The organism is Antarctobacter albus (assembly GCF_900101505.1).
In the GTDB taxonomy this organism is placed as follows: Bacteria; Pseudomonadota; Alphaproteobacteria; order Rhodobacterales; family Rhodobacteraceae; genus Antarctobacter; species Antarctobacter albus.
The window spans coordinates 122,750-146,733 of sequence record NZ_FMZI01000002.1; the positions used below are offsets into that span (position 1 = coordinate 122,750).

Genomic DNA, 23,984 nt, shown 5'->3' on the forward strand with positions numbered 1-23,984 from the left:
CCGGCGTGGTGGCCGCCTGCTGGCAGTGATGCGCCCTTTATGTCGAGGAGCGGGGGCCATCCGCGGACAACGAGGCATGACCGGACCCGCAGCTGACAGGGGAGTGGGCAGGGCGTGCATGCCCATTTCCAACCTGCCATCTGTCACATGCCTTTTACCTAAGCAGGCTACTCCTCGTTACGACCACTCTATCTTGCGGGACTTGCCAGAGGCAAAACGCGAGATATAGTGTTTCTCAGGCTGGGGCGGGTTCCCCGCTCTGGTGCTTACAGGTTGAGCAGGCAGGGCGAGGGAAGAGTCTCTCATGAACAGTGAGTTCAGGACACATTTTGTAAGGGAGCCGGGCGCTCTCAAACACCATCCAGCCTTGGTGCTTAACGCCGATTACCGCCCGCTATCCTACTATCCGCTCAGCCTCTGGCCCTGGCAAGACGCGATCAAGGCGGCCTTTCTCGACCGGGTCGACATCGTCGCCGAATACGACGAGGTGGTGCGCAGTCCGAGTATGACGCTCAGGATTCCCAGCGTGGTGGTCCTGAAAGATTTCGTCAAACCTCAGAAGCGCGTGGCCTTCACGCGCTTCAATCTTTTTCTGAGGGACGAATTCCGCTGCCAGTATTGCGGCACCAAGACGGAACTGACCTTTGACCACGTGATCCCGCGCGCCGCGGGGGGCATCACCAGCTGGGAGAACGTCGTTGCCGCCTGTGCGCCCTGCAACCTGCGCAAGGGGTCCAAGAGCCTGCGGCAGGTGAACATGAGCCTGCGCAAGCCGCCGCGCCAGCCCTCGGCCTCGGAGCTGTTGAACATGGGGCGCCGGTTCCCGCCGAACCACCTGCACGACAGCTGGCTGGATTTCCTCTACTGGGATGCCGAGCTGGAGGCCTGAGGCCTAGCCGTCCCGCGCAAAGCAGAAAACATTCTGCGAAACCTCGTTGCGGTAACAGCGGGGAGGCGCGTCGCCCGGCTGCGCCGCGCCGGGCCAGTACCAGGGGATCGCCGTCGCACCGTTGATCGCCAGCGCGCCGCCTGCCTGTTCCAGCCGGGTTTGCGCGCCCGAGGGCCATTCGAATGTGTCGATCATTCTGCCGTCCGCCGCGGCAAGCCGCTGGCGCAGGCAGGGCTCGTCGTCACTCTTGACTGCCGGCTCTCCGGTGAAGACGTAGCAGCGCCCGGTTGCGCTCTGGTAGTCGGGCACGCGACCGTCGCGGGGCAGGGCGGAGAGCGGCATTTCTCCGGGCCAGGCCATGTAGTTCTGGAAGAAGCCGAAAAAGACCGGCGGTTGCGCGTCGCGGACACCGCCGACAGCCCAGACGGACTGGCGGATCAGCCGCGCGTCGCCCCAGAAGCCCTCGACCAGGCCCGCGTCCGGCCCGGAGGTGGCAGAGCCGCCGGTGCAGGTGCCCGCCGCCTCCATCCCGAAGGCGGTATAGGAAAATCCGGTGTCGGTGCGGCGGACCGCCTCGAAGGGCAGGCCGCCGCGCGACCAGGCGTCGGGATCGCTGGTCATCTGGTCCTGCACCTTCAGGTAGAGATTGTTGCAGCCATTGCGGATCGCCGCGTCGCTGATCCGGGTTGGCGGGGCGATGCCCAGGATGCCGATGTCCCAGCGCGCGGCCTCTTCGACGCGGGTGACATAATGCATGTCGGTGGCAGGGGTGGCGTGCATCCGCGCCGCCAGCGAGGGCGCGAAACGGTAGGTCACGAGGTTGCGAAAGATCAGCTCGCTCACCGCGACGGAAATCTCGTAGGCACGGGCGACGGTCGCGGCGTCATAGCGGCCTTCGGGGACGGTCAGACTGGGCGCGTGAAAGCCAAGCCGCCCGTCGACATGCAGAAAACGGTTTACCGAGACGCCGAAATCCGTTTCCGTCGAATGACTGCCCGCCATGAAGACCAGCGCACAGGCGCTTTCGCAGCGGGCGCCGGCGCGGATGACCGTGCCGAGGGTGCCATGCACCAGCCGGGTCAGCGCCATCGCTTCTGTCAGCGCGCCGCCGGGACTGTCGAGACAGAGGTTCATCGGCTCGTAGATGGCGACGTTGGGCGTGCCACCCGCCGGGTCCTCGTTCACGTAGATCGTATTGGCATAGCGCGGCAGGGACGCGGCCTGTCTGAGCAGCGCCAGCAGCCTATCGCTGTCGCCCTCGGCGATCTGGCCCTCCAGCGCGATGAGGCAGCCATAGTCCGCGTCCTGGGTCAGCGACAGTTGCGCGGCCTGGGATGCGGTGGGCAGGGTCAGAAAGACCAGGGCGATCATCAGCAGGCGGTGCATGGGCGGCTCCTCTCTCCTCGGGTGGCCCTCCCGGGCCGTCCGCCCGGGCAGCAAAGCAAAGCCGCCCCTCAAAGGCGAGGAATTTCGTGGCAGGCCTGCAGGGTGCACTGGTTTTAGACATTCGGGATCTTGCAGTTGACCCTGCGAAAGAGCAGACTCGGGCGCAGATTCCGAACGAGGGGGACTCTCAATGAAACTCAAAGTCGTCGCGGCCACCGCATTGGTCGCCCTGGCCGCTGCCTGCACCCAGCCCGAGCCGGTGCCGGTCTATGTGCCGGTCGAGTTCGACAAGTACGGCAACGTGGTCGGCGGGTCGATCGTGGATGGCAATTACGTGCTGGATGACGGCACCGTGGTCGGCCCGGTCAGCCCGGACGTCAGCGCCGGAAACCGCAATCGCAATCGCAACCGGGAACGGACAGAACAGCAGTACCAGCAGCAGCAGGTCCAGCAGACCCAGACCCAGCAACAGAAGATGGGCGGCTGACCCGCCCGGGTCCGTTCCGGCGGGCCAGGGTGGCGAAAACACCGGCTGCGAAATCAAAAGGCCCCGCCAATGGCGGGGCCTTTTCACGTTGTCAGATGCAAGAGCGTCGCGATCAGTCGTTGCTGGCCGCCGTGGTCGGGGCCGCTGCGGGGGCCTGGGGCGCCGGCTGCTGGCGCTTGCCGCCGTTCAGCGGATCGTCCTGACGCTGCACCGAGCCTTCGAAATGGGCGCCGGATTCGATCGCGATGGTCTTGTGAATGATGTCGCCCTCGACACGGGCGGTGGCGGTCAGGCGCACCTTGAGGCCGCGCACGCGGCCCACGATACGGCCATTCACCACCACGTCGTCGGCGACCACTTCGCCCTTGATGGTGGCGCTTTCGCCGATGGTCAGGACATGGGCGCGGATGTCACCTTCGACCGTGCCTTCGACCTGGATGTCGCCGGTTGTCTTGATGTTGCCCGTCACGTGCAGGTCGGCCGACAGCGACGAGGCCGGCGGCTTTGCCTTGGGCGTGGCTGCGGGCTTGTACTCGCCTGCGGAGGATTTCGAGGGCTCGGGCATGGCCGGTTTCGACGTATCGTCGGCCTTGTGGCCGGGCTCATTGATCTTGCTCTTAGAAAACATCTTTCGCAGCCTTGATATAGATCATCGGATTGACGGGTTTGCCGCCGACTCGGACTTCGTAGTGGAGATGAGTCCCGGTCGACCGACCGGTGTTCCCCATATCACCGATCCGATCCCCGCGCGAGACCCTTTGGCCGACCTTCACGCGGATTTTGGACATATGCGCGTAACGGGTCTCGATGCCGAATTCATGCTGGATCTTGACCAGCCGGCCATAGCCCGACTGCCAGTCCGCGTGGATCACGACGCCGTCGGCGGTGGAATAGATCGGCGTGCCGTGCGGCGCCGCGAAATCCGTGCCCGCGTGCAACCGGCCCCAGCGATAGCCGAACCCGCTGGTAAAGCGGAAGCTGTCCTTGAGCGGCGAGGCGAAAGGCGCCTTCTGGGCGGCGATCCGGTAGAGGTTCAGCCGGTCCATCTGGTTGAGGATGCGGTTGGCGCGCAGCGTCTCGGGGGAGGTGGCGTCGCCCTTGGTCGAAAAGCTGAGCGGCGTCATCGGGCCGCCCTGGCCGGAGTAGCCCTTGCGGACCTCGTTCAGGATGCGGTCCGGGTCCATGCCGGCCTTTTCGAACATCTTGTCCAGCGGCATGACGGAAACGGTCATCGCCTCTTCCAGTTGGCGGAAGATGCGGTCGTTCTTGTCTTCGAGGATCTCGATCTCGGCCTGCATCTCTGCGGCGCGGATCAGCGCGGCCTGGGCATCGGCAATCACCTGGTCGCGTTCCTCTGCGACGCGGGTCAGCGCCTCGTTCAGCAGCTTGACGGTGGCATCGTCGCCGCTGGCGCGGGCCAGGGCCACTTCGCCTTTAAGGTCGCTTTCCAGTTCGGCCAGCCGGGCGGTCGCCTCTTCGCGCGACTTCATCACCTCGCGCAGCGTGGCCTGGATCACGTCGATCCCGGTTTCCAGTTCGCGCCGCTGTGCCTCGGAATTCAGCAGTTCGGTCTGCATGACCGAGATCTGCTTCAGCGCGGAGGCAAAGCGATCCTGCGCGGCCAGCGCCTCGGCGGCGCGGGCGTCGCGCTCGGCCGACAGGGCGTTCAGTCGTTGCTGGTAGGTCAGCTGGTCGCGCTTGGCCTGGTCGCGAAAGTTGCCGGCACCGATCGAATCCATCAGCAGGATCGACGTGGCCACGATGCTCCAGCCCACCAGCAATGTCAGACCGACAAAGCCGACCGCCTGCGTTTCCGATCTCAGCCGGATAAAGCGCGTGTCGCTGTCGGATCTCAGAAAGAGCCTGCGTTCCGGAAAGAAGCGCTCTACGAGCGCATGAAGTCTGATGGTCAGACGTGATCTCACCTGACTGTCCCCTAGTCCCGTCCCAATCAAGGTGCGCACAGTCCCCACTTAACGGCACCCTGTCGTCGGGCTTACCCCAGCCTTTCACGCAACCGCAAGATTTTTGGCCATGCGATTCGGTCGCACCGGCGGGAAGGGGCCAAAATGGCAAAAATCCGCCGATTCAACGGCTTCGGTTCGGGGTCTGATCCGCAAGCGGCCAGTAGAAATCCGGCGGCAATCCGGCCTCGGCGCGTTTTTCCTCGTTGAAAGGCGGTTTCAGCGCGCCTTTGAAGTACTTTCTCACCAGCTCGTGAAACACGCTTTTGGGGTCCGTGTCATGACGGCCACAGAGGAAATGGAACCACTTCGACCCGTAGGCCACATGGCTCACTTCCTCGGCATAGATGGTCTCCAGCGCGGCGACCGCGCTGTCCATCCCGGCCTTGCGGAAGATCGCGATCATGCCCGGCGTCACGTCCAGGCCACGCGCCTCCAGCACCATCGGCACCACCGCCAGCCGCCCCATGAAATCATCGACGGTGTCCTCGGCGGCGCGCCACATGCCCGCATGGGCGGGCAGGGCGCCGTAAAAGCTGCCCAGTTCCTCCAGGCAGTCGCACATCAGGTTGAAATGCTTGCTCTCCTCGTCCGCCGCCTTGACCCAGTCGTCGTAAAACCCGGCGGGCATCGGCGTTTCGGCAAAACGCGGGATGATGTCCCAATGCAGATCGACGGCGTTCAGCTCGATATGGGCGACGGCATGCAACAGCGCGATGCGCCCCTGCGGGCTGCCTGGCTTGCGCTTGGGCACCTCGCGCGGGTCCAGCAGTTGCGGCGCCTCGGGGCGCGCAGGGCGCAGGGGCGCCGCCGCCCGCCCCAGCGGGATCTCCTCGCCGGCGGCGCGCGCCGCGAACCACCGCGCGGCATGGGCCCGCGACTTGGCGGTTTTCCGCCGCCCGTCCGCGGTGGTCAGAACGTCCACCGCCATCTCGCAAAGGCTCATCATCCCGCGCCCGCGTCCCTTTCCGGTCTGTCCAGGTTTCTTCTTGGCAAAAATACTCCCGGGGGTATGGGGGCAGCGCCCCCATGACGCAAGTCCCGGGCGCGGCTGCCGGGACTACAGCGCCCTGGCCGCCTCCAGCACCGCCTCGGCATGGCCGGGGACCTTCACCTTGCGCCATTCCTGCGCGATGCGGCCTTCGGCATCCACAAGGAAGGTCGAGCGTTCGATGCCCATGAAGGTCTTGCCGTACATCTTCTTTTCCTTCCAGACACCGTAGTTTTCGCACATGTCCGACCCTTCGTCCGAGATCAGCGGGACGGTCAGCGCCTTCTTGGCCATGAATTTCTCGTGGCTGGCGATCGAATCCTTGGACACGCCAAAGACCTTCACGCCCAGTTTCTCGAACTCGGGCAGAAGCGCGGTGAAGGCCTCGTTCTCCTTGGTGCAGCCCGAGGTGTCGTCGCGGGGATAGAAGAACAGCACCACCGGCGCGCCCTTCAGGGCCGAGAGGGATACCTCGCCCGAGGTCGAGGGCAGGGTGAAATCGGGGGCGGTTTCCAGCGCGGTGTCGGACATGGGTGTCTCCTTTGGTGCGTTGCGGTATGATGTGCCATAAAGCTGTGCCAGGAGAGTAAGACAATGGGCGCGGGCTTCCAGTGAGCAGTCAGGCCGGAATGCAGGAAAAATCCACACCGCCCCGCCGCCGCAGGCGCGGGCGGCGGGTTCTTTACGTCCTTGTGGCGCTTCTGGCGATGCTGGGGGTGGCGGGCTACGCGATGGTCGGCCGCCCGGTGGACGCGCCCGAATGGGTCCGCGAACGGATCGAGACGCGCATCGCCGAAAGCCTGCCGGGAATCGAGGTCGATTTCGGCCGTATGAGCCTGCTGATCCAGCGCAGCGGCCTGGCACGGGTGATCCTCTGGGACGTCGAGATCCGCAATCTCAACGGCGAAACGGTGGCGCAGCTGTCGGACATCGAGGCGGGCCTGTCGCCCGCTGCGCTGCTGAACGGGCAGGTCGACCTGCGCGAGGCGCAGGTTTCCGGCGCCTTCGTCACCCTGCGGCGCGATGCGGACGGGCGGCTGGGCCTGTCGCTGGGCGATGCCTTTGCCGCCAGTTCCGAGATGCCCGACATCGGCCAGATCATCTCCCGCATCGACACGGTCATGGGCGATCCGCGGCTGGCGGGGCTGACCTCCTTCGAGGCGGACGCGCTGACCCTGCGCTACGAGGACCAGCGCGCGCGGCGAGGCTGGACCGCCGACGGCGGGCGCCTGCGGCTGGCGCGCGAGGACGGGCGGCTGGCTCTGTCCGGCGATGTGGCGCTGCTGGCGGGCGGCGACGGCGTGGCCACGGTCGAGGTCGAGGCGCAAAGCCCCATCGGCAAGCAGAGCCTGGATTTCGGCGTCATCCTGCACGGGCTTGCCTCGCGCGACATCGCCACGCAAAGCCCGGCGCTGGCCTGGCTCGAGGAACTGGACGCACCGATCTCGGGGGCGCTGCGCTCGGGTCTCGATGAAAGCGGCGCGCTGAAACCGCTGGAGGCCTTTCTGCGGATCGGCAAAGGCGCGCTGCAGCCCACCGCCGCCACCCGCGCGCTGCCCTTCGACAGTGCCGAAACCGCCTTTACCTACACGCCCGCCGAGGGGCTGCTGCGGTTCCAGCGGATTCGCCTGGCTTCTCCGCTGGGCAAGGTGACGGCGGCCGGGACAGCCCGGCTGAACGGGATCGAGACGGGCTGGCCGCAGGGGCTGACCGGGCAATTCACGCTGAGCGACATGGCGCTGGCCAAGGGCGCACTGCTGGACCGCGAGGTCAGCCTGTCGGGGGCCGAGGCCGCCTTCAAGGTGCGGCTCGATCCGTTCGAGGTCACGCTGGGAGAGCTGCGCCTGACCGATCCGATCTACCCGTTGCGTGCCACGGGCCAGCTCTCGGCGCAGGCCGAGGGCTGGCGCCTGGCGCTGGACACGCGGATCGCGCAGACCTCGCCGGAACAGGTGCTGAGCTTTTGGCCCGAGGACCTGCACCCGGGCACCCGCCGCTGGGTCGTGAACAACGTCCACAGCGGACGGGTCGAGGACGTGCAATTCGCCCTGCGTGCGGACCCGGGCGCGGATAAGCCCAAGACCTATATCGACTTCGCCTTTGCCGAGGGCGTGGCGACCTTCAACCCGCGCATGCCGGGCCTGACCGGCGCCGCGGGCAGGGTGACGATCTACGACGGGCGGCTTGGGCTGCGGCTGGAGACGGGCACAACCGATGCGGGGCGCGGGCCCATCGACCTCAGCGGGACCGAATTCGTCATCGGCGATCTGCGGGTCAAACCCGCGGTGGGCGAGGTGCGCTTGCAGGCGCGGGGCAGCGTCACCGCCGCGCTGTCCTATCTCAACAACGAGGCCTGGCGCCTGATCGACAAGGCCGACCGGACCGTCGACATGGCCAGCGGGCGGGCGCGCGTCTCGGGTCGGATCGCGCTGCCGCTGGTCAGGGGGCTGACGCTGCAGGACGTGGCGCTGAACCTCGAAGGCACGTTGCGCGACGTGGATGCACCGACGGCCATTCCGGGCAAGCCGCTGACCGCCGACCGGCTGGCCCTGAGCGTCACCAACACGGCGGTGGCCCTCGAAGGGGCGGTGATCGTCGACGGTGTCCCGGCCACGGGCCGCTGGGCGCGGCCCTTCTCCGGCTCCGGCGGTGAGGTCGACGCCGAGGTGACATTGACGCCCGAAAGCATCGCGGCCCTGGGGATCGGCCTGCCGCCGGGCACGGTGCGGGGCAGTGGCAAGGGCATGTTGCGCATCGACATGCCGCGCGGCGCCCCGGCGCGGTTTTCGCTGACCAGCGACCTGGAGGGGATGGGCCTGTCGCTGCCGCAACTGGGCTGGGACATGGCGCCGGGCGAACGCGGCCGCTTTGCCGTCGCGGGCCTGCTGGGAGAGGTGCCGACCATCGAACGGCTTGAACTGCAGGGTGCTGGGCTCGAGGCCGAGGGCCGCGTCCTGCTGACCGCACGGGGCGGGTTCGACCGGCTGGAACTGTCGCGGCTGACGGTGGGCGACTGGCTGGACGTCACCGGGCGTTTGCGCGGGCGCGGCGCCGGGGCGCTGCCGGCGATCGAGGTCGGCTCTGGCAGCGTGGACATGCGGCGCGCGCCCTTCACCTCCAGCTCGGGCACGGGGGGCGGGGATGGCGGGCCTGGGGGCGGCGCGCCGCTGACCCTGACGCTGGACAGCCTGCGCCTGACCGACAGCATCGTCTTCGAGGACTTCCGCGCCGATTTCGACACGACACGCGGGCTGAACGGGCGGTTCGATGCCCAGCTTGGCGGGCGCACGCCGGTCAAGGGGCTGGCCGTGCCGCAGTCCGGGGGCACCGCCTTCCGCATCACCGGAGAAGACGCGGGCGACGTGCTGCGGGCCGCGGGCTTTCTCAAGACCGTGCGCGACGGCAGTTTTCAGCTGGACATCGCGCCGGTCCGGGGCCAGCCGGGCAGCTATGACGGGTTCATGCGGATCGAGGGGACGCGGATGCGCAAGGCCCCCGCCATCGCCGCGCTCTTGGACGCGGTCAGTGTCGTGGGCCTGCTGGACCAGCTCAACGGGCCGGGGATCTTCTTTACCGATGTCGAGGCGCGGTTCCGCCTGACCCCCAGCCGGGTGATCGTCAGCCGGTCCAGCGCGGTGGGACCGTCGATGGGGATTTCACTGGACGGGTATTACGACCTGGCCAGCGGCAGCATGGACATGCAGGGGGTGCTGTCGCCGATCTACCTGATCAACGGCATCGGCCAGATCTTCTCGCGCCGGGGCGAGGGGCTGATCGGCTTCAACTTCAACCTGCGTGGCTCGGTCGAGAGTCCGCGCGTCATGGTCAACCCGCTTTCGGCCTTCACCCCGGGCATGTTCCGTGACATCTTCCGCCGGCCTCCGCCCAAGCTGTCACAGTGATTCCAACGGGTTGCCCCATGAAGCTTAGCGATTTCGATTTCGATCTGCCGGACGGGCTGATCGCCACGCGGCCCGCGCGTCCACGCAGCTCGGCCCGGCTGCTGGTGGCCGAGGGCGACAAGATCACCGACGCGCATGTCACCGATCTTGTGGACTGGCTGCGCCCGGGGGACCGGCTGGTGCTGAACGACACGCGGGTGATCCCGGCGCGGCTGCAAGGTGTCCGGCGGCGCATCTCCGACGCCGGAGAGACCGAGGCCCGGATCGAGGTGACCTTGCTGGAGCCGCGTGCCGGCGGCACCTGGGCGGCCCTGATCAAGCCGTTGAAGAAGGTGCGCGATGGCGAGGAAATCATCTTTTCCAGTGCCTTGAGTGCCACTCTTGAGGCGCGCGAAGAGGGGCAGGGCCTGTTGCGCTTCAACCTTGAAGGCGATGATTTCGACGCCGCGCTGAACGCTGCAGGCGCCATGCCGCTGCCGCCCTACATCGCCGCCAAACGCCCCGCCGACGCGCAGGACCACGAGGATTACCAGACGGTCTGGGCCCGGCATTCCGGCGCCGTCGCCGCGCCCACCGCCTCGTTGCATTTCGACGACGCGCTACTGGCACAATTGCGCGATAGGGGCGTGGAGTTCACCCATGTCACCCTGCATGTGGGCGCGGGCACCTTCCTGCCGGTCAAGGTCGAGGACGTGACCACCCACAGGATGCACGGCGAATGGGGAGAGGTCAGCGAAAAGGCCGCCGGTGAGATCGCCGCCACCCGCGCCGCGGGCGGGCGGATCATCCCCGTCGGCACCACCGCGCTGCGCCTGATCGAGACGGCCGCACGTGGGGGCGAAATCGCGCCGTTTCAGGGGGTGACGGATATCTTCATCTACCCCGGTTTCACCTTCAACGTGACCGACGCGCTGATGACCAATTTCCACCTGCCGAAATCGACCCTGATGATGCTGGTTTCGGCCCTGATGGGGCCTGACCGCATCCGGGCGATCTATGCCCATGCGGTTGCCACCGAATACCGGTTCTTTTCCTACGGCGATGCCTCGCTATTGATCCCGCCTGCGGGCTGAGCAACCGCGCGGAGGTTCCGCATCGGTCACAAGCTGGACGGGGCAGGAAACCGAGTGTCGTGATCCTGCCGAAAAAAGTCGCAGCAATTCGCCAAGCGGTGACGCTTTTGGTTCCACAGCGACACAGAATCGGGCAGGGCGTCGCCAACGGCCATCCTGCAGTGGTGCGCCATTTTGCACTTTGCCGAAAAGAAAGGACAACGCATTGGTCCATGTGCTGAAAAACTCCTGGGCGCTGCTCCTGGGCATGTTGCTCTTGATGATCGGCAACGGTCTGCAGGGGTCGTTGCTGGGCGTGCGCGGCGCGGCGGCGGGGTTTTCCGCCGGCACCATGTCGATCGTCATGGCGGGCTATTTCGCCGGTTTCCTGCTGGCCTCGCGGACCGTGCCGGGGATGATCCGGCGTGTCGGGCACGTGCGGGTCTTTGCGGCGCTGGGGTCCTTTGTCTCGGCGGTGCTGATCCTGTTCCCGGCGGTCCAGGACCCGATCGCCTGGACGTTGGGGCGGCTGGTGCTGGGCTTTTGTTTCTGCGGCGTCTACGTCACCGCCGAAAGCTGGCTGAACAATGCCGCCGACAACGAGACGCGCGGCCAGACGCTCTCGGCCTACATGATTGTGCAAATGGCGGGCATCATCGTCAGCCAGGCTCTGCTGGTGATCCCGGACGTGAGCGGTTTCCTGCTTTTCGTGATCCCCTCGGTGCTGGTTTCGATCTCATTCGCGCCGATCCTGCTGTCGATTTCACCGACTCCGGCCTTTGAGTCCTCCAAGCCGATGACCCTGCGTGAGCTCTACGGCGTGTCGCCGCTGGGCATGGTCGGGATGTTCCTGCTGGGCGGCGTCTTTGCGGCGCAGTTCGGCATGGCGGCGGTCTATGCGACCGAAGTGGGGCTGAAACTGACCCAGATTTCGATCTTCGTGGCCTCCTTCTATGTCGGCGCGCTGGTGCTGCAATATCCGCTGGGCTGGGTGTCCGACCGGGTCGACCGGCGCTGGCTGATCATGCTGGTGGCCGCCTGCGGAGCCGGTGCGGCGGTACTGGCGACCGTTTCGGGCGGGTCCTTCGCGGTGCTGGTCGCGGCGGCCTTTGTCATCGGGGGCTGTTCCAACCCGTTGTATTCGCTGCTGATTGCCTACACCAACGACTTCCTGAACCACGAGGATATGGCAAGTGCATCTGCCGGGCTGCTGTTCGTCAACGGGCTGGGCGCCATCGCCGGCCCGCTGATCATCGGCTGGGTCATGGAACGCGCCGGGCCGCAGGGGTTTTTCCTGCTGATCTTCACCCTGCTGGCGCTGGTCTCGCTCTACGCGCTGTACCGGATGACCCAGCGGGCCGCGCCCTCGGTCGAGGATACCGGCGCCTATGCTCCGGTGATGCCCTCGTCGACTCCGGTCGCCCTGGAAGTGGCGCAGGAATATTTCATCGACCAGCAAGAGGAAGACGAGGCCGATGCGCAATGACTGTCAAAACCTGACAGAATTCGTGATTTGGGTACCGGTGATTCCTCGCGCAATATTATTTCGTGGCGGGAAGAGTACAGGGTGAAAGAGGAGAAACAGATGACCACCCCCGACAGTATATTGGCCTTCTGGCTGGACGAGGTCGGCCCGGAGGGCTGGTATGCAAAGGACGACGCGTTGGATTCGGCGATCACCGAGCGGTTCGGCGCCGCCTGGGAAGGGCTCATGGACGGCCGTTACGGCCTCTGGCTGACCTATCCCTCGGGGGCGCTGGCCTATATCCTTCTGGCCGATCAGTTTCCGCGCAACATGTTCCGGGATGACCGACGCGCCTTTGCCTCGGACGACGTGGGCCGCGCGGCGGCGAAACAGGCGATTCATCGCGGCTGGGATCTCAAGATCGACCCGCCGGCGCGGCAGTTCTTCTACATGCCGCTGATGCATTCGGAAAACCTGTGTGACCAGGACCGCTGCGTGCGCCTGTTCAAGGAGCGCATGCCCGAAGCCGAAGGCAACCTGCTGCACGCCCGCGTGCACCGCGAGGTGATCCGCCGGTTCGGCCGGTTCCCCTATCGGAACGAGGTTCTGTCGCGCAAGACCAACGCGCCCGAGCAGAGCTTTCTCGAGCAGGGCAGTTATGGCGCCGTTCTGCGCGAGTTCCAGGCGGACGTGGCGGCCTGATCGGCGCCTGCTGCCGATTGCCCTTGTCCCGGTGACGGGCTAGCCTCCCCTGCGAAGGCCTGCAGGGGAGGAACGGCATGGGCGCGAAACGCTTTGACATGGTGGTGATCGGCGCCGGCCCGGGTGGCTACGTCGCGGCGATCCGCGGCGCGCAGCTGGGGCTGAGCGTCGCCGTGGTCGAACGCGAACACATGGGCGGCATCTGCCTGAACTGGGGCTGTATCCCGACCAAGGCCATGTTGCGTTCTGCCGAGGTATTCCACCTGATGCACCGCGCGCAGGAATTCGGCCTCAAGGCCGAGGGCCTGTCCTATGACCTGGACGCGGTGGTCAAACGCTCGCGCGGGGTGGCGAAACAGCTGAACTCGGGCGTCGGGCACCTGCTGAAAAAGAACAAGGTCACCACCCTGATGGGCACCGCGCGGCTGGATGGGCCGGGCCGGGTGCATGTCACCACCGACAAGGGCGAAGAGCTGCTGGAGGCGGGCAGCGTGGTGCTGGCCACCGGCGCCCGGGCGCGCGAGCTGCCGGGGCTGGAGGCGGACGGAAAACAGGTCTGGACCTACAAGCACGCGCTTGTCCCGCCGCACATGCCGAAGAAACTGCTGGTGATCGGGTCGGGCGCCATCGGCATCGAGTTCGCCAGTTTCTACCAGACTCTCGGCGCCGAGGTGACGGTGGTCGAGGTCATGGACCGCATCCTGCCGGTCGAGGATGCCGAGATCGCGGCTTTTGCGAAAAAGCAGTTCGAAAAACAGGGCATGACCATCCACGAAGGTGCGAAGGTCGAAAAGCTGGAGCGCGGCGGGGCCTCGGTTGTCGCGCATGTGGATAAAAATGGGGAAAAGTCAAAAATCACCGTGGATACGGTGATTTCGGCTGTGGGTATTGTTGGAAATGTAGAAGGGCTGGGACTCGAGGATCTGGGCGTCCGGGTGGAGAAATCCCATGTTGTGACCGATCCCTTCTGCCGCACCGGGGCCGAGGGGCTCTATGCCATCGGCGACGTGGCGGGCGCGCCCTGGCTGGCGCACAAGGCCAGCCACGAGGGCGTCATGGTGGCCGAACTGATCGCCGGGCAGCATCCACATGCCGTCGACCCCGACAGCATCGCAGGCTGCACTTATTGCCAGCCGCAGGTTGCCAGCGTCGGGCTGACCGAGGCGCAGGCCAAGGACAAGGGGCATGACGTCAAGGTCGGCCGCTTCCCCTTCATCGGCAATGGCAAGGCCATCGCGCTTGGAGAGCCGGAGGGGCTGGTCAAGACAGTGTTCGACGCCACGACGGGCGAACTGCTCGGCGCGCATATGGTCGGCGCCGAGGTGACGGAACTCATCCAGGGCTACGTCGTCGGCCGCCAGCTGGAGACGACAGAGGCGGACCTGATGCAGACGGTCTTCCCTCATCCGACGCTGAGCGAGATGATGCACGAATCCGTTCTGGACGCCTGGGGTCGGGCGATCCACTTCTGAGGTGCGGGCATGGCAGACCGGATGACACAGTCCTCAAAGACCTCGGTCGCGGCCTTCCTTGACACTGTCGAACCGGCGCGCCGCCGCGAGGACGCAGGCGTTCTGGACGCGCTCTTCCGCGAGGTGACGGGCTGGCAGCCGGTGCTTTGGGGGACATCGATCCTGGGCTACGGGCGCTACGACTACACCTACGCCAGCGGGCATTCCGGCCAGAGCCTTGCCACCGGCTTTGCACCGCGCAAGGCCAACATGGTGGTCTACATCATGCCCGGCTACGCGGACTTCCAAGAGATCCTGTCACGGTTGGGGCCGCACCGCCTGGGCAAGTCCTGCCTCTACCTCGGCGCGCTGTCGAAAGTCGACCTGGACGTTCTGTCAGACCTGATCCGCGCCGGGCTTGCCGATCTCGGGACGCGCTGGGTGATCACGCCCAGCTGAGACCTCGCGACTCCGATCCACGGCGACGAACAGGTCGCTGCGCCCCCTGTTTCTTTGGGCCAAAAAATACCTCCGGGGTCCGGGGCAGAGCCCCGGTTCGACAGTACCGCATTCAAGGGGTTGATAACGGCGCGCAAGGTTTTGAATTCAAAACCTTAAGCCGTACCTGGCAATCACAGGTTCTCGTTGTCGGCGCCGGGTGCCAGCGCCTGGGGCGCCGCGTCGCCGCGTTTTTTCGCGTCCAGCGCCCGCTGGACGTGATCGTTCAGAAAATTCCGAGCCCGCCGCTCGGCAAGGCGGATGCGGACCGCGGCGCGAAAGATCTCCTCGGAGGAGGGGGACGAGGCCCCCAGCACCTTGGCGACCTGTTCCGGCAGGTTCTCATCCCCCAGGGCGTCCATCGCCTTGATCGTATCGCGGGCAAGCTTGTCTGCGAGGTCGTCGACGACGGACATGCGGGCCTCCGGTTAGCGGGTGTTCTCGGTCAGGCGGCGTTTCACATAGGTCGAGACACTGTCCATAAGCGTCTCCATATGCGGTTCCTCGAAGAAGTGGCCAGAGCCTTCGACCTCTTCATGGGTGATCTGGATGCCCTTCTGCTCGTGCAGTTTCGACACCAGCGCGCGGGTGTCCGCGGGCGGGGCGACGCGGTCGGCGGCGCCGTTGATGATCAGACCCGAAGAGGGGCAGGGCGCCAGGAACGAGAAATCATACATGTTGGCGGGCGGCGAGACCGAGACAAAGCCGGTGATCTCGGGGCGGCGCATCAGCAGTTGCATCCCGATCCAGGCGCCGAAGGAGAACCCCGCGACCCAGCAGTGTTTCGAGTTCTGGTTCATCGACTGCAGGTAGTCGAGCGCCGAGGCGGCGTCGGAAAGTTCGCCCACGCCCTGGTCGTATTCGCCCTGGGACCGGCCCACGCCGCGGAAATTGAACCGCAGCACGGTAAAGCCCATGTTGTAAAAGGCGTAGTGCAGGTTGTAGACAACCTTGTTGTTCATGGTCCCGCCGAACTGCGGGTGCGGATGCAGCACGATGGCAATCGGCGCATCGCGGTCCTTTTGCGGGTGGTAACGGCCTTCGAGACGGCCTTCGGGTCCGGGAAAGATGACCTCGGGCATGGGGCGGAACAGCTCCTTCACAGTGGCGACGGGCGCGTGACCGCGGCGTGCCTGAAATTCTTGACCAAAACACGCGGCTTCTTTAGAAGAGTTCTAAATCGGTTCGGGCGTGGTCCGGGCTGCGAAGCAGATAGGCAATGTGGCGGTCAAGGTCAATTGCCGCGGTACCTGGGGGCGTAAACGCCGTGAAACTGAGCACAAAGGGACGCTATGCGATGGTCGCCTTGGCGGATATCGCGCTTCAGCCGGCCGGGGACCTGGTGACGCTGGGCGATATCTCGCGCCGGCAGGACGTTTCCTTGCCCTATCTCGAACAGTTGTTCGTCAAGCTGCGGCGGGCGGGCCTGGTCGAGTCGGTGCGTGGCCCGGGCGGCGGCTATCGCCTGTCGCGCCCACCGACCGAGATCCGCGTGGTCGATGTGCTGGCCGCCGTGGATGAAACCGTGGACGCGATGCACAAGGGGGCGGGCGCCTCGGGCGCGCTGTCCGGCAGCCGGGCGCAATCGCTGACCAACCGCCTGTGGCAGAGCCTCTCGGCGCATGTCTACGTCTTCCTGCACCAGACTCGGCTGTCGGACGTGGTGGACAACACGCTGGCCCCCTGTCCGGCGGTGCCCTCGATCTTTTCCGTGGTCGATGATGACAAGGCGTGAGCCAGCGGAGCGCCTGCGGCGCGCAGGTGAAGGCGGCTGCCGCCGCCGGCTGGGGCTCTGCCCCAGACCCCGAGGTATTTCCAAACCAAAGAAGCAGGGGGCTGCCGCCCCGTGGGGAATGTCATGAGCCGGGTCTACCTGGATCATAACGCGACGACGCCACTGCGCCCCGAGGCCCGCGCGGCCATGCTGCGGGCGATGGACGTGGTCGGAAACCCTTCGTCTGTCCATGCTGAAGGACGCGCGGCCAAGGGGGTGGTCGAGGCGGCGCGGGCGCAGGTGGCCCAGCTGGTGGGCTGCATGGCCAGCCAGGTGGTCTTTACCGGCTCGGCGACCGAGGCGGCGGCGCTGGCGGTGGCCCAGAAGGACCGGTACGGCGGGCGCTTTGCCGCGCTACCCACGGAGCATGACTGCCTGCTGGCCTGGAGCGAGGGTGGGGAGGATGCCGGGTTGCTGGCGATCTCTGCCGCCAACAGCGAGACCGGGATCATGCAGCCGGACCGCGCCGTGGTGGCGAACCGTGACGGGCAGGCTGTGGTCTGCGACATCACCCAGGTGGCGGGCAAGATGCCGGTGCGTTACCCCGAGGGCGGCAAGCCGTCCTACATGATCCTGTCGGCGCACAAGATCGGCGGGCCCAAGGGTGTGGGCGCCCTGATCAATTTCACCCGCGACGATCCTCTGCCGATCCTGCGTGGCGGCGGTCAGGAGATGGGGCGGCGCAGCGGCACCGAGAATGTCATCGGCATCGCCGGATTCGGTGCGGCGGCGGAGGCGGCACAGCGTGACGTGGCGTCCGGGGTCTGGGCGCGGGTGGAAAAACTTAGAAACATTCTAGAAGAATCTCTTGAGGCTTCTTCTGACGTAACTATTTTTGTCGGGAAAGATTCGCCCCGTTTGCCGAATACCAGCTGTTTCGCGACCCCCGGGTGGAAGGGCGAAACGCAGGTGATGCAGATGGACCTGGCGGGATTTGCCGTGAGCGCCGGTTCGGCCTGTTCCAGCGGCAAGGTTCGCCGCAGCCGGGTTCTGGAGGCGATGGGATACGACGACGCGACCTCGGGCGGCGCCATCAGGGTGAGCCTGGGTCTGCAGACCACCGAAGAAGACGTGACGCGGTTCTGCGCGGCATGGATCGACAAGTACCAGCGGCACCGGGCACGGGCCGCGTGAAAGGAAGGGAACCCGATGGCGGCTTTTGAAGACGTGACGGTAAAAGAGGGTGTCGACCAGGAGACGGTGGATGCCGTCAAGTCCGTTGGCACCTACAAGCACGGCTGGGAAACCGACATCGAGATGGAATACGCCCCCAAGGGGCTGACGCCGGACATCGTGCGGTTGATCTCGGAAAAGAACGAAGAACCCCAGTGGATGACCGACTGGCGGCTGCAGGCCTATGAACGCTGGCTGCAGAAGAAAGAGCCCGACTGGGCGATGGTCGACTACCCGGAAATCGACTTCCAGGAGCAGTATTACTACGCCCGCCCCAAGTCGATGATGGAAAAGCCCAAGTCGCTGGACGAGGTCGATCCCAAACTTCTGGAAACCTATGAAAAACTGGGCATTCCGCTGAAGGAACAGATGATCCTGGCGGGTGTCGAGGGGGCCGAGGCCATGCCGGCGGACGGGCGCAACAGTGATCGCAAGGTCGCCGTGGACGCGGTGTTCGACTCCGTGTCGGTGGGCACGACCTTCCAGGCAGAGCTGAAGAAGGCCGGCGTCATCTTCTGCTCGATCTCCGAGGCGATCCGCGAGCATCCCGAGCTGGTCAAGAAATACCTGGGCTCGGTCGTGCCGGTCTCGGACAACTTCTACGCGACGCTGAACTCGGCCGTGTTCTCGGACGGGTCCTTTGTCTACGTCCCGCCGGGCGTGCGCTGCCCGATGGAGCTGTCGACCTATTTCCGCATCAACGCGGAAAACACCGGGCAGTTCGAACGGACACTGATCATCGCGGACAAGGGCAGTTATGTCAGCTACCTCGAAGGCTGTACCGCACCTCAGCGCGATACCGCGCAGCTGCACGCGGCCGTGGTGGAAATCATCGTCGAGGAAGACGCCGAGGTGAAATATTCCACGGTGCAGAACTGGTACCCCGGCAACGAAGAGGGCAAGGGCGGCATCTACAACTTTGTCACCAAGCGCGCGGATTGCCGTGGCGACCGGGCCAAGGTCATGTGGACGCAGGTGGAAACCGGCTCTGCCGTGACCTGGAAATACCCGTCCTGCATCCTGCGCGGCAACGAGAGCCAGGGCGAGTTCTATTCCATCGCCATCACCAACAACCATCAGCAGGCCGATACCGGCACCAAGATGATCCACCTCGGGAAAGACACGCGCTCGCGCATCGTGTCCAAGGGGATTTCGGCTGGCGTGGCGCAGAACACCTATCGCGGGCTGGTGTCGATGCACCCCAAGGCAAAGAACTCGCGCAACTATACCCAGTGTGACTCTCTGCTGATCGGGGACAAATGCGGGGCGCACACGGTTCCCTATATCGAGGTCAAGAACAACTCGAGCCGGGTGGAGCACGAGGCGACGACGTCCAAGGTGGATGACGACCAGCTGTTCTATTGCCGCCAGCGCGGCATGGACGAGGAAGAAGCCGTGGCACTGGTGGTCAACGGGTTCTGCCGCGACGTGCTGCAGGCACTGCCGATGGAATTTGCAATGGAAGCGCAACAGCTTGTCGCCATCTCGCTCGAAGGATCGGTGGGGTGAGCCTGCGCGGCGCGGGCAAGGCCGTTCTGCTGCTGGCCGGCATCATGATGCTGGTCAGCGGTGTCGGTTGGCAGGAACCGGCGTTGGCCGCCGGTCCGCGCTTTGACCCGCCGCTTTTGCCCGGGCTGGATGTCTGGAGCGCGCTGGACGTCCGGCGTTGCGTGACACCTCTCTTGCTGCCGCAGAACTGCGGCTGGTGGATGTGGTAAGCGCCCAGGGGGAACGCGAATGCGGGCGTCGACCCGGTCAATGAAATATTCAACAACATGCTGATGGAGCCGGCCAAGGGCACCGCGGTTCAGATCGTCAGATCCTGTGGTGCCAGGTCGAGTGAAAGGAAAGAAAATGCTGGAAATCAAGAACCTGCACGTCAAACTTGAAGAAGAGGACAAGCAAATCCTCAAGGGCGTCGACCTGACCGTCGAGGCGGGCAAGGTGCACGCGATCATGGGACCGAACGGCTCGGGCAAGTCGACCCTGTCCTACGTCCTGTCGGGCCGCGACGGGTACGAGGTGACGGACGGCTCTGCAACGTTGCTGGGCGAGGACTTGCTGGACATGGAAGTCGAGGAACGCGCCGCCGCGGGCCTTTTCCTGGCGTTCCAGTACCCGGTCGAGATCCCCGGGGTGGGCAACATGACCTTCCTGCGCACCGCCGTGAACGCGCAGCGCAAGGCGCGCGGGCAGGAGGAGATGTCCTCGGCCGAGTTCCTCAAGGTGATCCGCGCCCGTGCGAAGGATCTGAAGATCGACGCCGAAATGCTCAAGCGTCCCGTCAATGTCGGCTTCTCGGGCGGCGAGAAAAAGCGCAACGAAATCCTGCAGATGGCCATGCTGGAACCCAAGATGTGCATCCTGGACGAGACCGACTCGGGCCTGGATGTGGACGCCATGAAGCTGGTGGCCGACGGTGTGAACGCGCTGCGTGACGAGGGCCGGGGTTTCCTGGTCATCACGCACTACCAGCGCCTTCTGGACCACATCAAGCCGGACGTGGTGCACATCATGGCCAATGGCCGCATCATCAAGACAGGCGGCCCCGAGCTGGCCCTGGAAGTCGAGCAGAACGGCTATGCGGACATCCTCGAGGAGGTGGCGTAATGGCTTTGCCGCAGGCGAAACAGGACGCAACAGAGGCGCGGATCGCGGCGCTGAGCCTGCCTGAGGGCGGCTGGGCCGAGCCCGCGCGACGTGAGGCGCTGGCGCGGCTGCGGGCGATGGGCCTGCCCAATGCGCGTGACGAATACTGGAAGTTCACCCGGCCCGACACACTGGTCAGCGCAGAGGCACCTGCCGCGCGGGTTCTGGAAACCGACGAGACGCCGCTGTTCGACAGCCGGGACCGGCTGAAACTGGTCTTTGTCGATGGTGTTTTTTCCGCCGAGGAGTCCGATGACCCGAGCCTTGAGGGTGTCACGATCGACCGGCTGGCCGAGGCGAAAGATATTCATTGGGCCAAAGACTTGTACGGCGTTCTTGAGGCGCGCGGGCAGGACCCGGTGGCGCGTCCTCTGGCCGCGCTGAACACCGCTTTCGCCACCGACGGCCTGCTGATCCATGTGACCGGCAAGCCGTCGAAGCCGATCAGCCTGATCTACCGCCACGTCTCGGACACTTCCGACGCGATCCTGCATCATGTCATCAAGGTGGACGCGGGCGCCGAGGCGACGATCCTTGAAAACGGACCCGCCGCCGCGCGCTTCAACAAGTGCATGGAGGTCGACCTGGCCGAGGGCGGGCGCCTGCATCACATCCGTGCGCAGGGCCGCGACCATGAGCGCCGCGCCGCGACCCATGTCTTTGCCCGGCTGGAGAAGGAGAGCGTTTTCAAGAGCTTCACGCTCTCTGTTAACGGCGCCATGACCAGGAACGAGGTGGTCGTGGAATTCACCGGTGACGATGCGGTGGCGCATGTCGCGGGCGCCTGCATGGGCGACGGCGATTTCCACCATGACGACACGGTCTTTGTCACCCACGACGCGGTGAACTGCGAAAGCCGCCAGGTGTTCAAGAAGGTGCTGCGCAACGGCGCAACCGGCGTCTTCCAGGGCAAGATCCTGGTGAAACCCGACGCGCAGAAGACCGACGGCTACCAGATCAGCCAGTCGCTGCTGCTGGACGAGGACAGCCAGTTCCTCGCCAAGCCTGAACTCGAGATCTACGCCGATGACGTGGCCTGTTCGCATGGCTCGACCAGCGGCGCGATCGACGAGGACGGGCTGTTCTACCTGCGGGCGCGCGGCGTGCCGCGCGGCACCGCCGAGGACCTGCTGACCATCGCCTTCATCGCCGAGGCGGTGCAGGAGGTCGAGGACGAGAGCCTTCAGGAAGACCTGGTGGAACGGGTCGCTGGCTGGCTGGCGCGGCGGCGCGGCTGAGCCGTGAGCGTCACGACGGATATCGCGGCCAGCTATCGCGGGCCGGGCAAGGTGCTGCGCGCGCTTCTGGCGCGCGGAGCGCATGAGCCGCGCGCGCTGGCCTACCTGATGGGGGCCTGCGGCGTGATGTTCGTCGCGCAATGGCCGCGCCTCGCCCGCGAGGCGCACCTGGAAGACACCGAACTGCAGCCTGCCCTTGGCGGCGCGCTGCTGGCGACGCTGATCTTTCTGCCGCTGATCTTTTACCTGATCGCGGGGCTGAGCCAGCTGGTCGCGCGTGCCCTTGGCCGTCCGATCGACGGCTACGGCACGCGGCTGGCGCTGTTCTGGGCACTGCTGGCGGCCTCGCCGCTGGCGCTTCTCAATGGCTTGGTGGCCGGGTTCATCGGGCCGGGGGGGGCCTTGACGCTGGTCGGCATCCTGTGGTTCGCCGCCTTCCTGTGGTTCTGGAGCAGCGGGTTGCGCGAGGCGCGGCGCCTGAACGCCGGGGCGGAACCGGCGTGACCTTGGACGGGTTCCTGAAACTGGCGCTGCAAAGCGTCACGAACCCGCGCGAGGTCGCGGCGCTGCTGTTGTCGATCCGCCCCAACCGCGAGGCGCTGTTGACGGGCTTTGCGCTGGTGGTGGTGCTGAACGCGCTGCTCTTTGGCCTGTCGATCCTGCTGGATCCGACAGGTGCGCCGGGATTCATCGGCGGACCGGTCAGTTTCCTGGTCATGCAGGGCCTGGCCCTAGTGGCGACGATCCTGGCCCTGACCTGGATGGGGCGGCTGTTCGGCGGCCGCGCCCGGGTCGAGGAAATCGCGCTGTTGATGATCTGGATGCAGGGTCTGCGGGTGCTGGTGCAGGCCGCGACGCTGCTGGTGGTGCCGGTCTCGCTGGCGCTTGCGGGGCTGGTGACGATGGGCGCAACCGCGCTTGGCGTCTGGATCGCGGTGAATTTCCTGGACGAGGCGCATGAATTGCGCAGCCTCTTGCGTGCTCTGGCCGTCTTGGTATTGGGCATGCTTGCGATGGCCTTTGCGGTCTCGCTGATACTGACCCTGGCCGGGGTCACACCGGAAGGGATGTTGGACAATGTATGATATCGAGGCGATCCGCGCCGATTTTCCGATCCTCGCACGCGAGGTGAACGGCAAGCCGCTGGTCTACCTGGACAACGGCGCCTCGGCGCAGAAGCCGCAGGTGGTGATCGACGCGGTGACGCGCGGCTATGCCGAGGAATACGCCAACGTCCACCGGGGCCTGCATTACCTGTCCAACCTGGCGACCGAGAAATACGAGGGCGTGCGCGAGACCGTGGCGCGTTTCCTGGGCGCCAAGGACCCCGAGGAGATCGTCTATACCACCGGCACGACCATGGGGATCAACCTTGTCGCCTATGGCTGGGCCATGCCGAACCTAGAATCGGGGGATGAAATCGTCCTGTCGGTGATGGAACACCACGCCAATATCGTGCCCTGGCATTTCCTGCGCGAACGGCAGGGCGTCAAGATCAAGTGGGTGGATGTGGACAGCACAGGCTACCTCGATCCGCAGAAGGTGGTGGATGCCATCGGGCCGAAGACAAAACTGGTTGCCGTCACGCATCTGTCGAACGTCCTGGGCACCGTGGTGGATGTGAAGGCGATCTGCGACGGCGCGCGCGAGAAGGGCGTGCCGGTGCTGGTCGACGGCTCTCAGGCGGCGGTGCACATGCCGGTCAACGTCGAGGAGATCGGCTGCGATTTCTACGCCATCACCGGGCACAAGCTGTACGGTCCTTCCGCATCCGGTGCGATCTGGATCAGGCGCGCCCGCATGGATGAGATGCGCCCCTTCCTGGGCGGCGGCGACATGATCCGCGAGGTCCACAAGGACGAAGTCACCTGGAACGACCCGCCGATGAAGTTCGAGGCCGGCACGCCCGGCATCGTCCAGCAGATCGGCTTGGGCGTGGCGCTGGACTACATGATGGGCTTGGGGATGGAGAACATCGCCGCGCATGAGGCCCGCCTGCGCGACTACGCGGTGTCGAAACTGGGCGGGTTGAACTGGCTCAGCGTGCAGGGCACGACACCGGACAAGGCGGCGATCTTCTCTTTCACGATGGAGGGGGCAGGGCATGCGCATGACATCTCCACCATTCTCGACAAGAAGGGCGTGGCGGTGCGCGCGGGCCATCATTGCGCCGGGCCGCTGATGGATCACCTGGGGGTGACGGCCACCTGCCGCGCCTCGATGGGCCTCTACAACACCGAGGGCGAGATCGACGCATTGGTCGACGCGCTGGAACTGGCGCACGAATTGTTCGGCTGAACGCCCCAAAAAGGGGCAGTGCCGCAGCGGAAGGGGTTATTTTCCCGGCAGGCGGTTCAATTCCG

Annotated in this window: 24 protein-coding genes; 17 read left to right on the top strand and 7 right to left on the bottom strand. The window is 65.6% G+C overall.

From position 1 onward, the window contains the following. Nucleotides 1-304: 304 nt before the first annotated feature. Entirely contained in the window at nt 305-889 is a 585-nt protein-coding gene (locus BLQ71_RS03690) for an HNH endonuclease (RefSeq protein WP_043143340.1), read from the top strand. Nucleotides 890-892: 3 nt separating this feature from the next. On the opposite strand, the gene BLQ71_RS03695 is transcribed toward BLQ71_RS03690, so the two are convergent. Further along, complete coding sequence (locus BLQ71_RS03695; protein ID WP_074620754.1) at nt 893-2,275, bottom strand: COG3904 family protein; 1,383 nt, start codon at nt 2,273-2,275, stop codon at nt 893-895. A gap of 190 nt (nt 2,276-2,465) precedes the next feature. Here BLQ71_RS03695 and BLQ71_RS03700 point away from each other — a divergent pair, with 190 nt between their 5' ends. After that, complete coding sequence (locus BLQ71_RS03700) at nt 2,466-2,762, top strand: hypothetical protein (protein ID WP_074620755.1); 297 nt, start codon at nt 2,466-2,468, stop codon at nt 2,760-2,762. A 112-nt stretch (nt 2,763-2,874) separates the two neighbouring features. Here BLQ71_RS03700 and BLQ71_RS03705 read toward each other — a convergent pair whose 3' ends face one another. The 4 genes from BLQ71_RS03705 to BLQ71_RS03720 form a co-directional block, all read right to left on the bottom strand. Then, nucleotides 2,875-3,390: a bactofilin family protein gene (locus BLQ71_RS03705; protein ID WP_043143344.1), complete on the bottom strand. Its 516-nt coding sequence runs from the start codon at nt 3,388-3,390 to the stop codon at nt 2,875-2,877. Beyond that, nucleotides 3,380-4,687 (bottom strand): M23 family metallopeptidase, encoded by a 1,308-nt coding sequence (locus tag BLQ71_RS03710; RefSeq protein WP_074620756.1) that lies wholly within the window; start codon nt 4,685-4,687, stop codon nt 3,380-3,382. The genes BLQ71_RS03705 and BLQ71_RS03710 overlap by 11 nt, the downstream gene beginning before the upstream one ends. Before the next feature lie 163 nt (nt 4,688-4,850). Then, the gene (locus BLQ71_RS03715; RefSeq protein ID WP_074620757.1) at nt 4,851-5,675 is read right to left on the bottom strand and encodes a ferritin-like domain-containing protein; all 825 of its coding nucleotides are present in this window, start codon (nt 5,673-5,675) and stop codon (nt 4,851-4,853) included. Between the two features lie 111 nt (nt 5,676-5,786). Beyond that, complete coding sequence (locus BLQ71_RS03720; RefSeq protein WP_074620758.1) at nt 5,787-6,248, bottom strand: peroxiredoxin; 462 nt, start codon at nt 6,246-6,248, stop codon at nt 5,787-5,789. Between the two features lie 98 nt (nt 6,249-6,346). Between BLQ71_RS03720 and BLQ71_RS03725 the strand changes: the two genes are divergently transcribed. From BLQ71_RS03725 to BLQ71_RS03750, 6 genes are all read left to right on the top strand, one after another. Then, nucleotides 6,347-9,619 (top strand): YhdP family protein, encoded by a 3,273-nt coding sequence (locus BLQ71_RS03725; protein WP_074620759.1) that lies wholly within the window; start codon nt 6,347-6,349, stop codon nt 9,617-9,619. Between the two features lie 17 nt (nt 9,620-9,636). Further along, nucleotides 9,637-10,692 (top strand): tRNA preQ1(34) S-adenosylmethionine ribosyltransferase-isomerase QueA, encoded by a 1,056-nt coding sequence (gene queA / locus BLQ71_RS03730; protein WP_074620760.1) that lies wholly within the window; start codon nt 9,637-9,639, stop codon nt 10,690-10,692. A 205-nt stretch (nt 10,693-10,897) separates the two neighbouring features. Further along, complete coding sequence (locus tag BLQ71_RS03735; protein WP_043143358.1) at nt 10,898-12,157, top strand: MFS transporter; 1,260 nt, start codon at nt 10,898-10,900, stop codon at nt 12,155-12,157. Between the two features lie 99 nt (nt 12,158-12,256). Next, complete coding sequence (locus BLQ71_RS03740; protein ID WP_043143360.1) at nt 12,257-12,838, top strand: DUF924 family protein; 582 nt, start codon at nt 12,257-12,259, stop codon at nt 12,836-12,838. A gap of 77 nt (nt 12,839-12,915) precedes the next feature. Continuing rightward, on the top strand, nt 12,916-14,310 hold the full coding sequence (lpdA, locus tag BLQ71_RS03745; protein WP_074620761.1) for a dihydrolipoyl dehydrogenase: 1,395 nt from the start codon (nt 12,916-12,918) through the stop codon (nt 14,308-14,310). A 21-nt stretch (nt 14,311-14,331) separates the two neighbouring features. Beyond that, complete coding sequence (locus BLQ71_RS03750) at nt 14,332-14,748, top strand: DUF1801 domain-containing protein (protein ID WP_229754813.1); 417 nt, start codon at nt 14,332-14,334, stop codon at nt 14,746-14,748. 173 nt (nt 14,749-14,921) lie between these two features. Here the strand turns inward: BLQ71_RS03750 and BLQ71_RS03755 are convergent, their stop codons facing one another. Together BLQ71_RS03755 and BLQ71_RS03760 are read right to left on the bottom strand one after the other, a co-directional pair. Continuing rightward, a complete protein-coding gene (locus BLQ71_RS03755) occupies nt 14,922-15,203 on the bottom strand; it encodes a hypothetical protein (RefSeq protein ID WP_043143365.1) in 282 nt (93 codons plus the stop codon). Nucleotides 15,204-15,215: 12 nt separating this feature from the next. Further along, on the bottom strand, nt 15,216-15,869 hold the full coding sequence (locus BLQ71_RS03760; RefSeq protein ID WP_043143366.1) for an alpha/beta hydrolase: 654 nt from the start codon (nt 15,867-15,869) through the stop codon (nt 15,216-15,218). A gap of 185 nt (nt 15,870-16,054) precedes the next feature. Here BLQ71_RS03760 and iscR point away from each other — a divergent pair, with 185 nt between their 5' ends. The 9 genes from iscR (at nt 16,055) to BLQ71_RS03805 (ending at nt 23,919) form a co-directional block, all read left to right on the top strand. Continuing rightward, nucleotides 16,055-16,522 (top strand): Fe-S cluster assembly transcriptional regulator IscR, encoded by a 468-nt coding sequence (iscR, locus tag BLQ71_RS03765; RefSeq protein WP_043143368.1) that lies wholly within the window; start codon nt 16,055-16,057, stop codon nt 16,520-16,522. A 123-nt stretch (nt 16,523-16,645) separates the two neighbouring features. Then, on the top strand, nt 16,646-17,695 hold the full coding sequence (locus BLQ71_RS03770; RefSeq protein WP_074620763.1) for a cysteine desulfurase family protein: 1,050 nt from the start codon (nt 16,646-16,648) through the stop codon (nt 17,693-17,695). 15 nt (nt 17,696-17,710) lie between these two features. Beyond that, complete coding sequence (gene sufB, locus BLQ71_RS03775) at nt 17,711-19,243, top strand: Fe-S cluster assembly protein SufB (RefSeq protein WP_043143372.1); 1,533 nt, start codon at nt 17,711-17,713, stop codon at nt 19,241-19,243. Beyond that, nucleotides 19,240-19,452 (top strand): hypothetical protein, encoded by a 213-nt coding sequence (locus tag BLQ71_RS03780; RefSeq protein WP_074620764.1) that lies wholly within the window; start codon nt 19,240-19,242, stop codon nt 19,450-19,452. The genes sufB and BLQ71_RS03780 overlap by 4 nt, the downstream gene beginning before the upstream one ends. 136 nt (nt 19,453-19,588) lie before the next feature. After that, complete coding sequence (gene sufC / locus BLQ71_RS03785; RefSeq protein ID WP_043143376.1) at nt 19,589-20,344, top strand: Fe-S cluster assembly ATPase SufC; 756 nt, start codon at nt 19,589-19,591, stop codon at nt 20,342-20,344. Continuing rightward, the gene (gene sufD, locus BLQ71_RS03790) at nt 20,344-21,621 is read left to right on the top strand and encodes a Fe-S cluster assembly protein SufD (RefSeq protein WP_074620765.1); all 1,278 of its coding nucleotides are present in this window, start codon (nt 20,344-20,346) and stop codon (nt 21,619-21,621) included. Before sufC ends, sufD begins: the two co-directional genes overlap by 1 nt. 3 nt (nt 21,622-21,624) lie before the next feature. Then, a complete protein-coding gene (locus BLQ71_RS03795; RefSeq protein WP_069208782.1) occupies nt 21,625-22,125 on the top strand; it encodes a YIP1 family protein in 501 nt (166 codons plus the stop codon). After that, entirely contained in the window at nt 22,122-22,706 is a 585-nt protein-coding gene (locus tag BLQ71_RS03800; RefSeq protein WP_074620766.1) for a YIP1 family protein, read from the top strand. Before BLQ71_RS03795 ends, BLQ71_RS03800 begins: the two co-directional genes overlap by 4 nt. Next, nucleotides 22,699-23,919, top strand: coding sequence for a cysteine desulfurase (locus tag BLQ71_RS03805; RefSeq protein ID WP_074620767.1), 1,221 nt, complete (start codon nt 22,699-22,701; stop codon nt 23,917-23,919). The genes BLQ71_RS03800 and BLQ71_RS03805 overlap by 8 nt, the downstream gene beginning before the upstream one ends. Nucleotides 23,920-23,984: the final 65 nt, after the last annotated feature.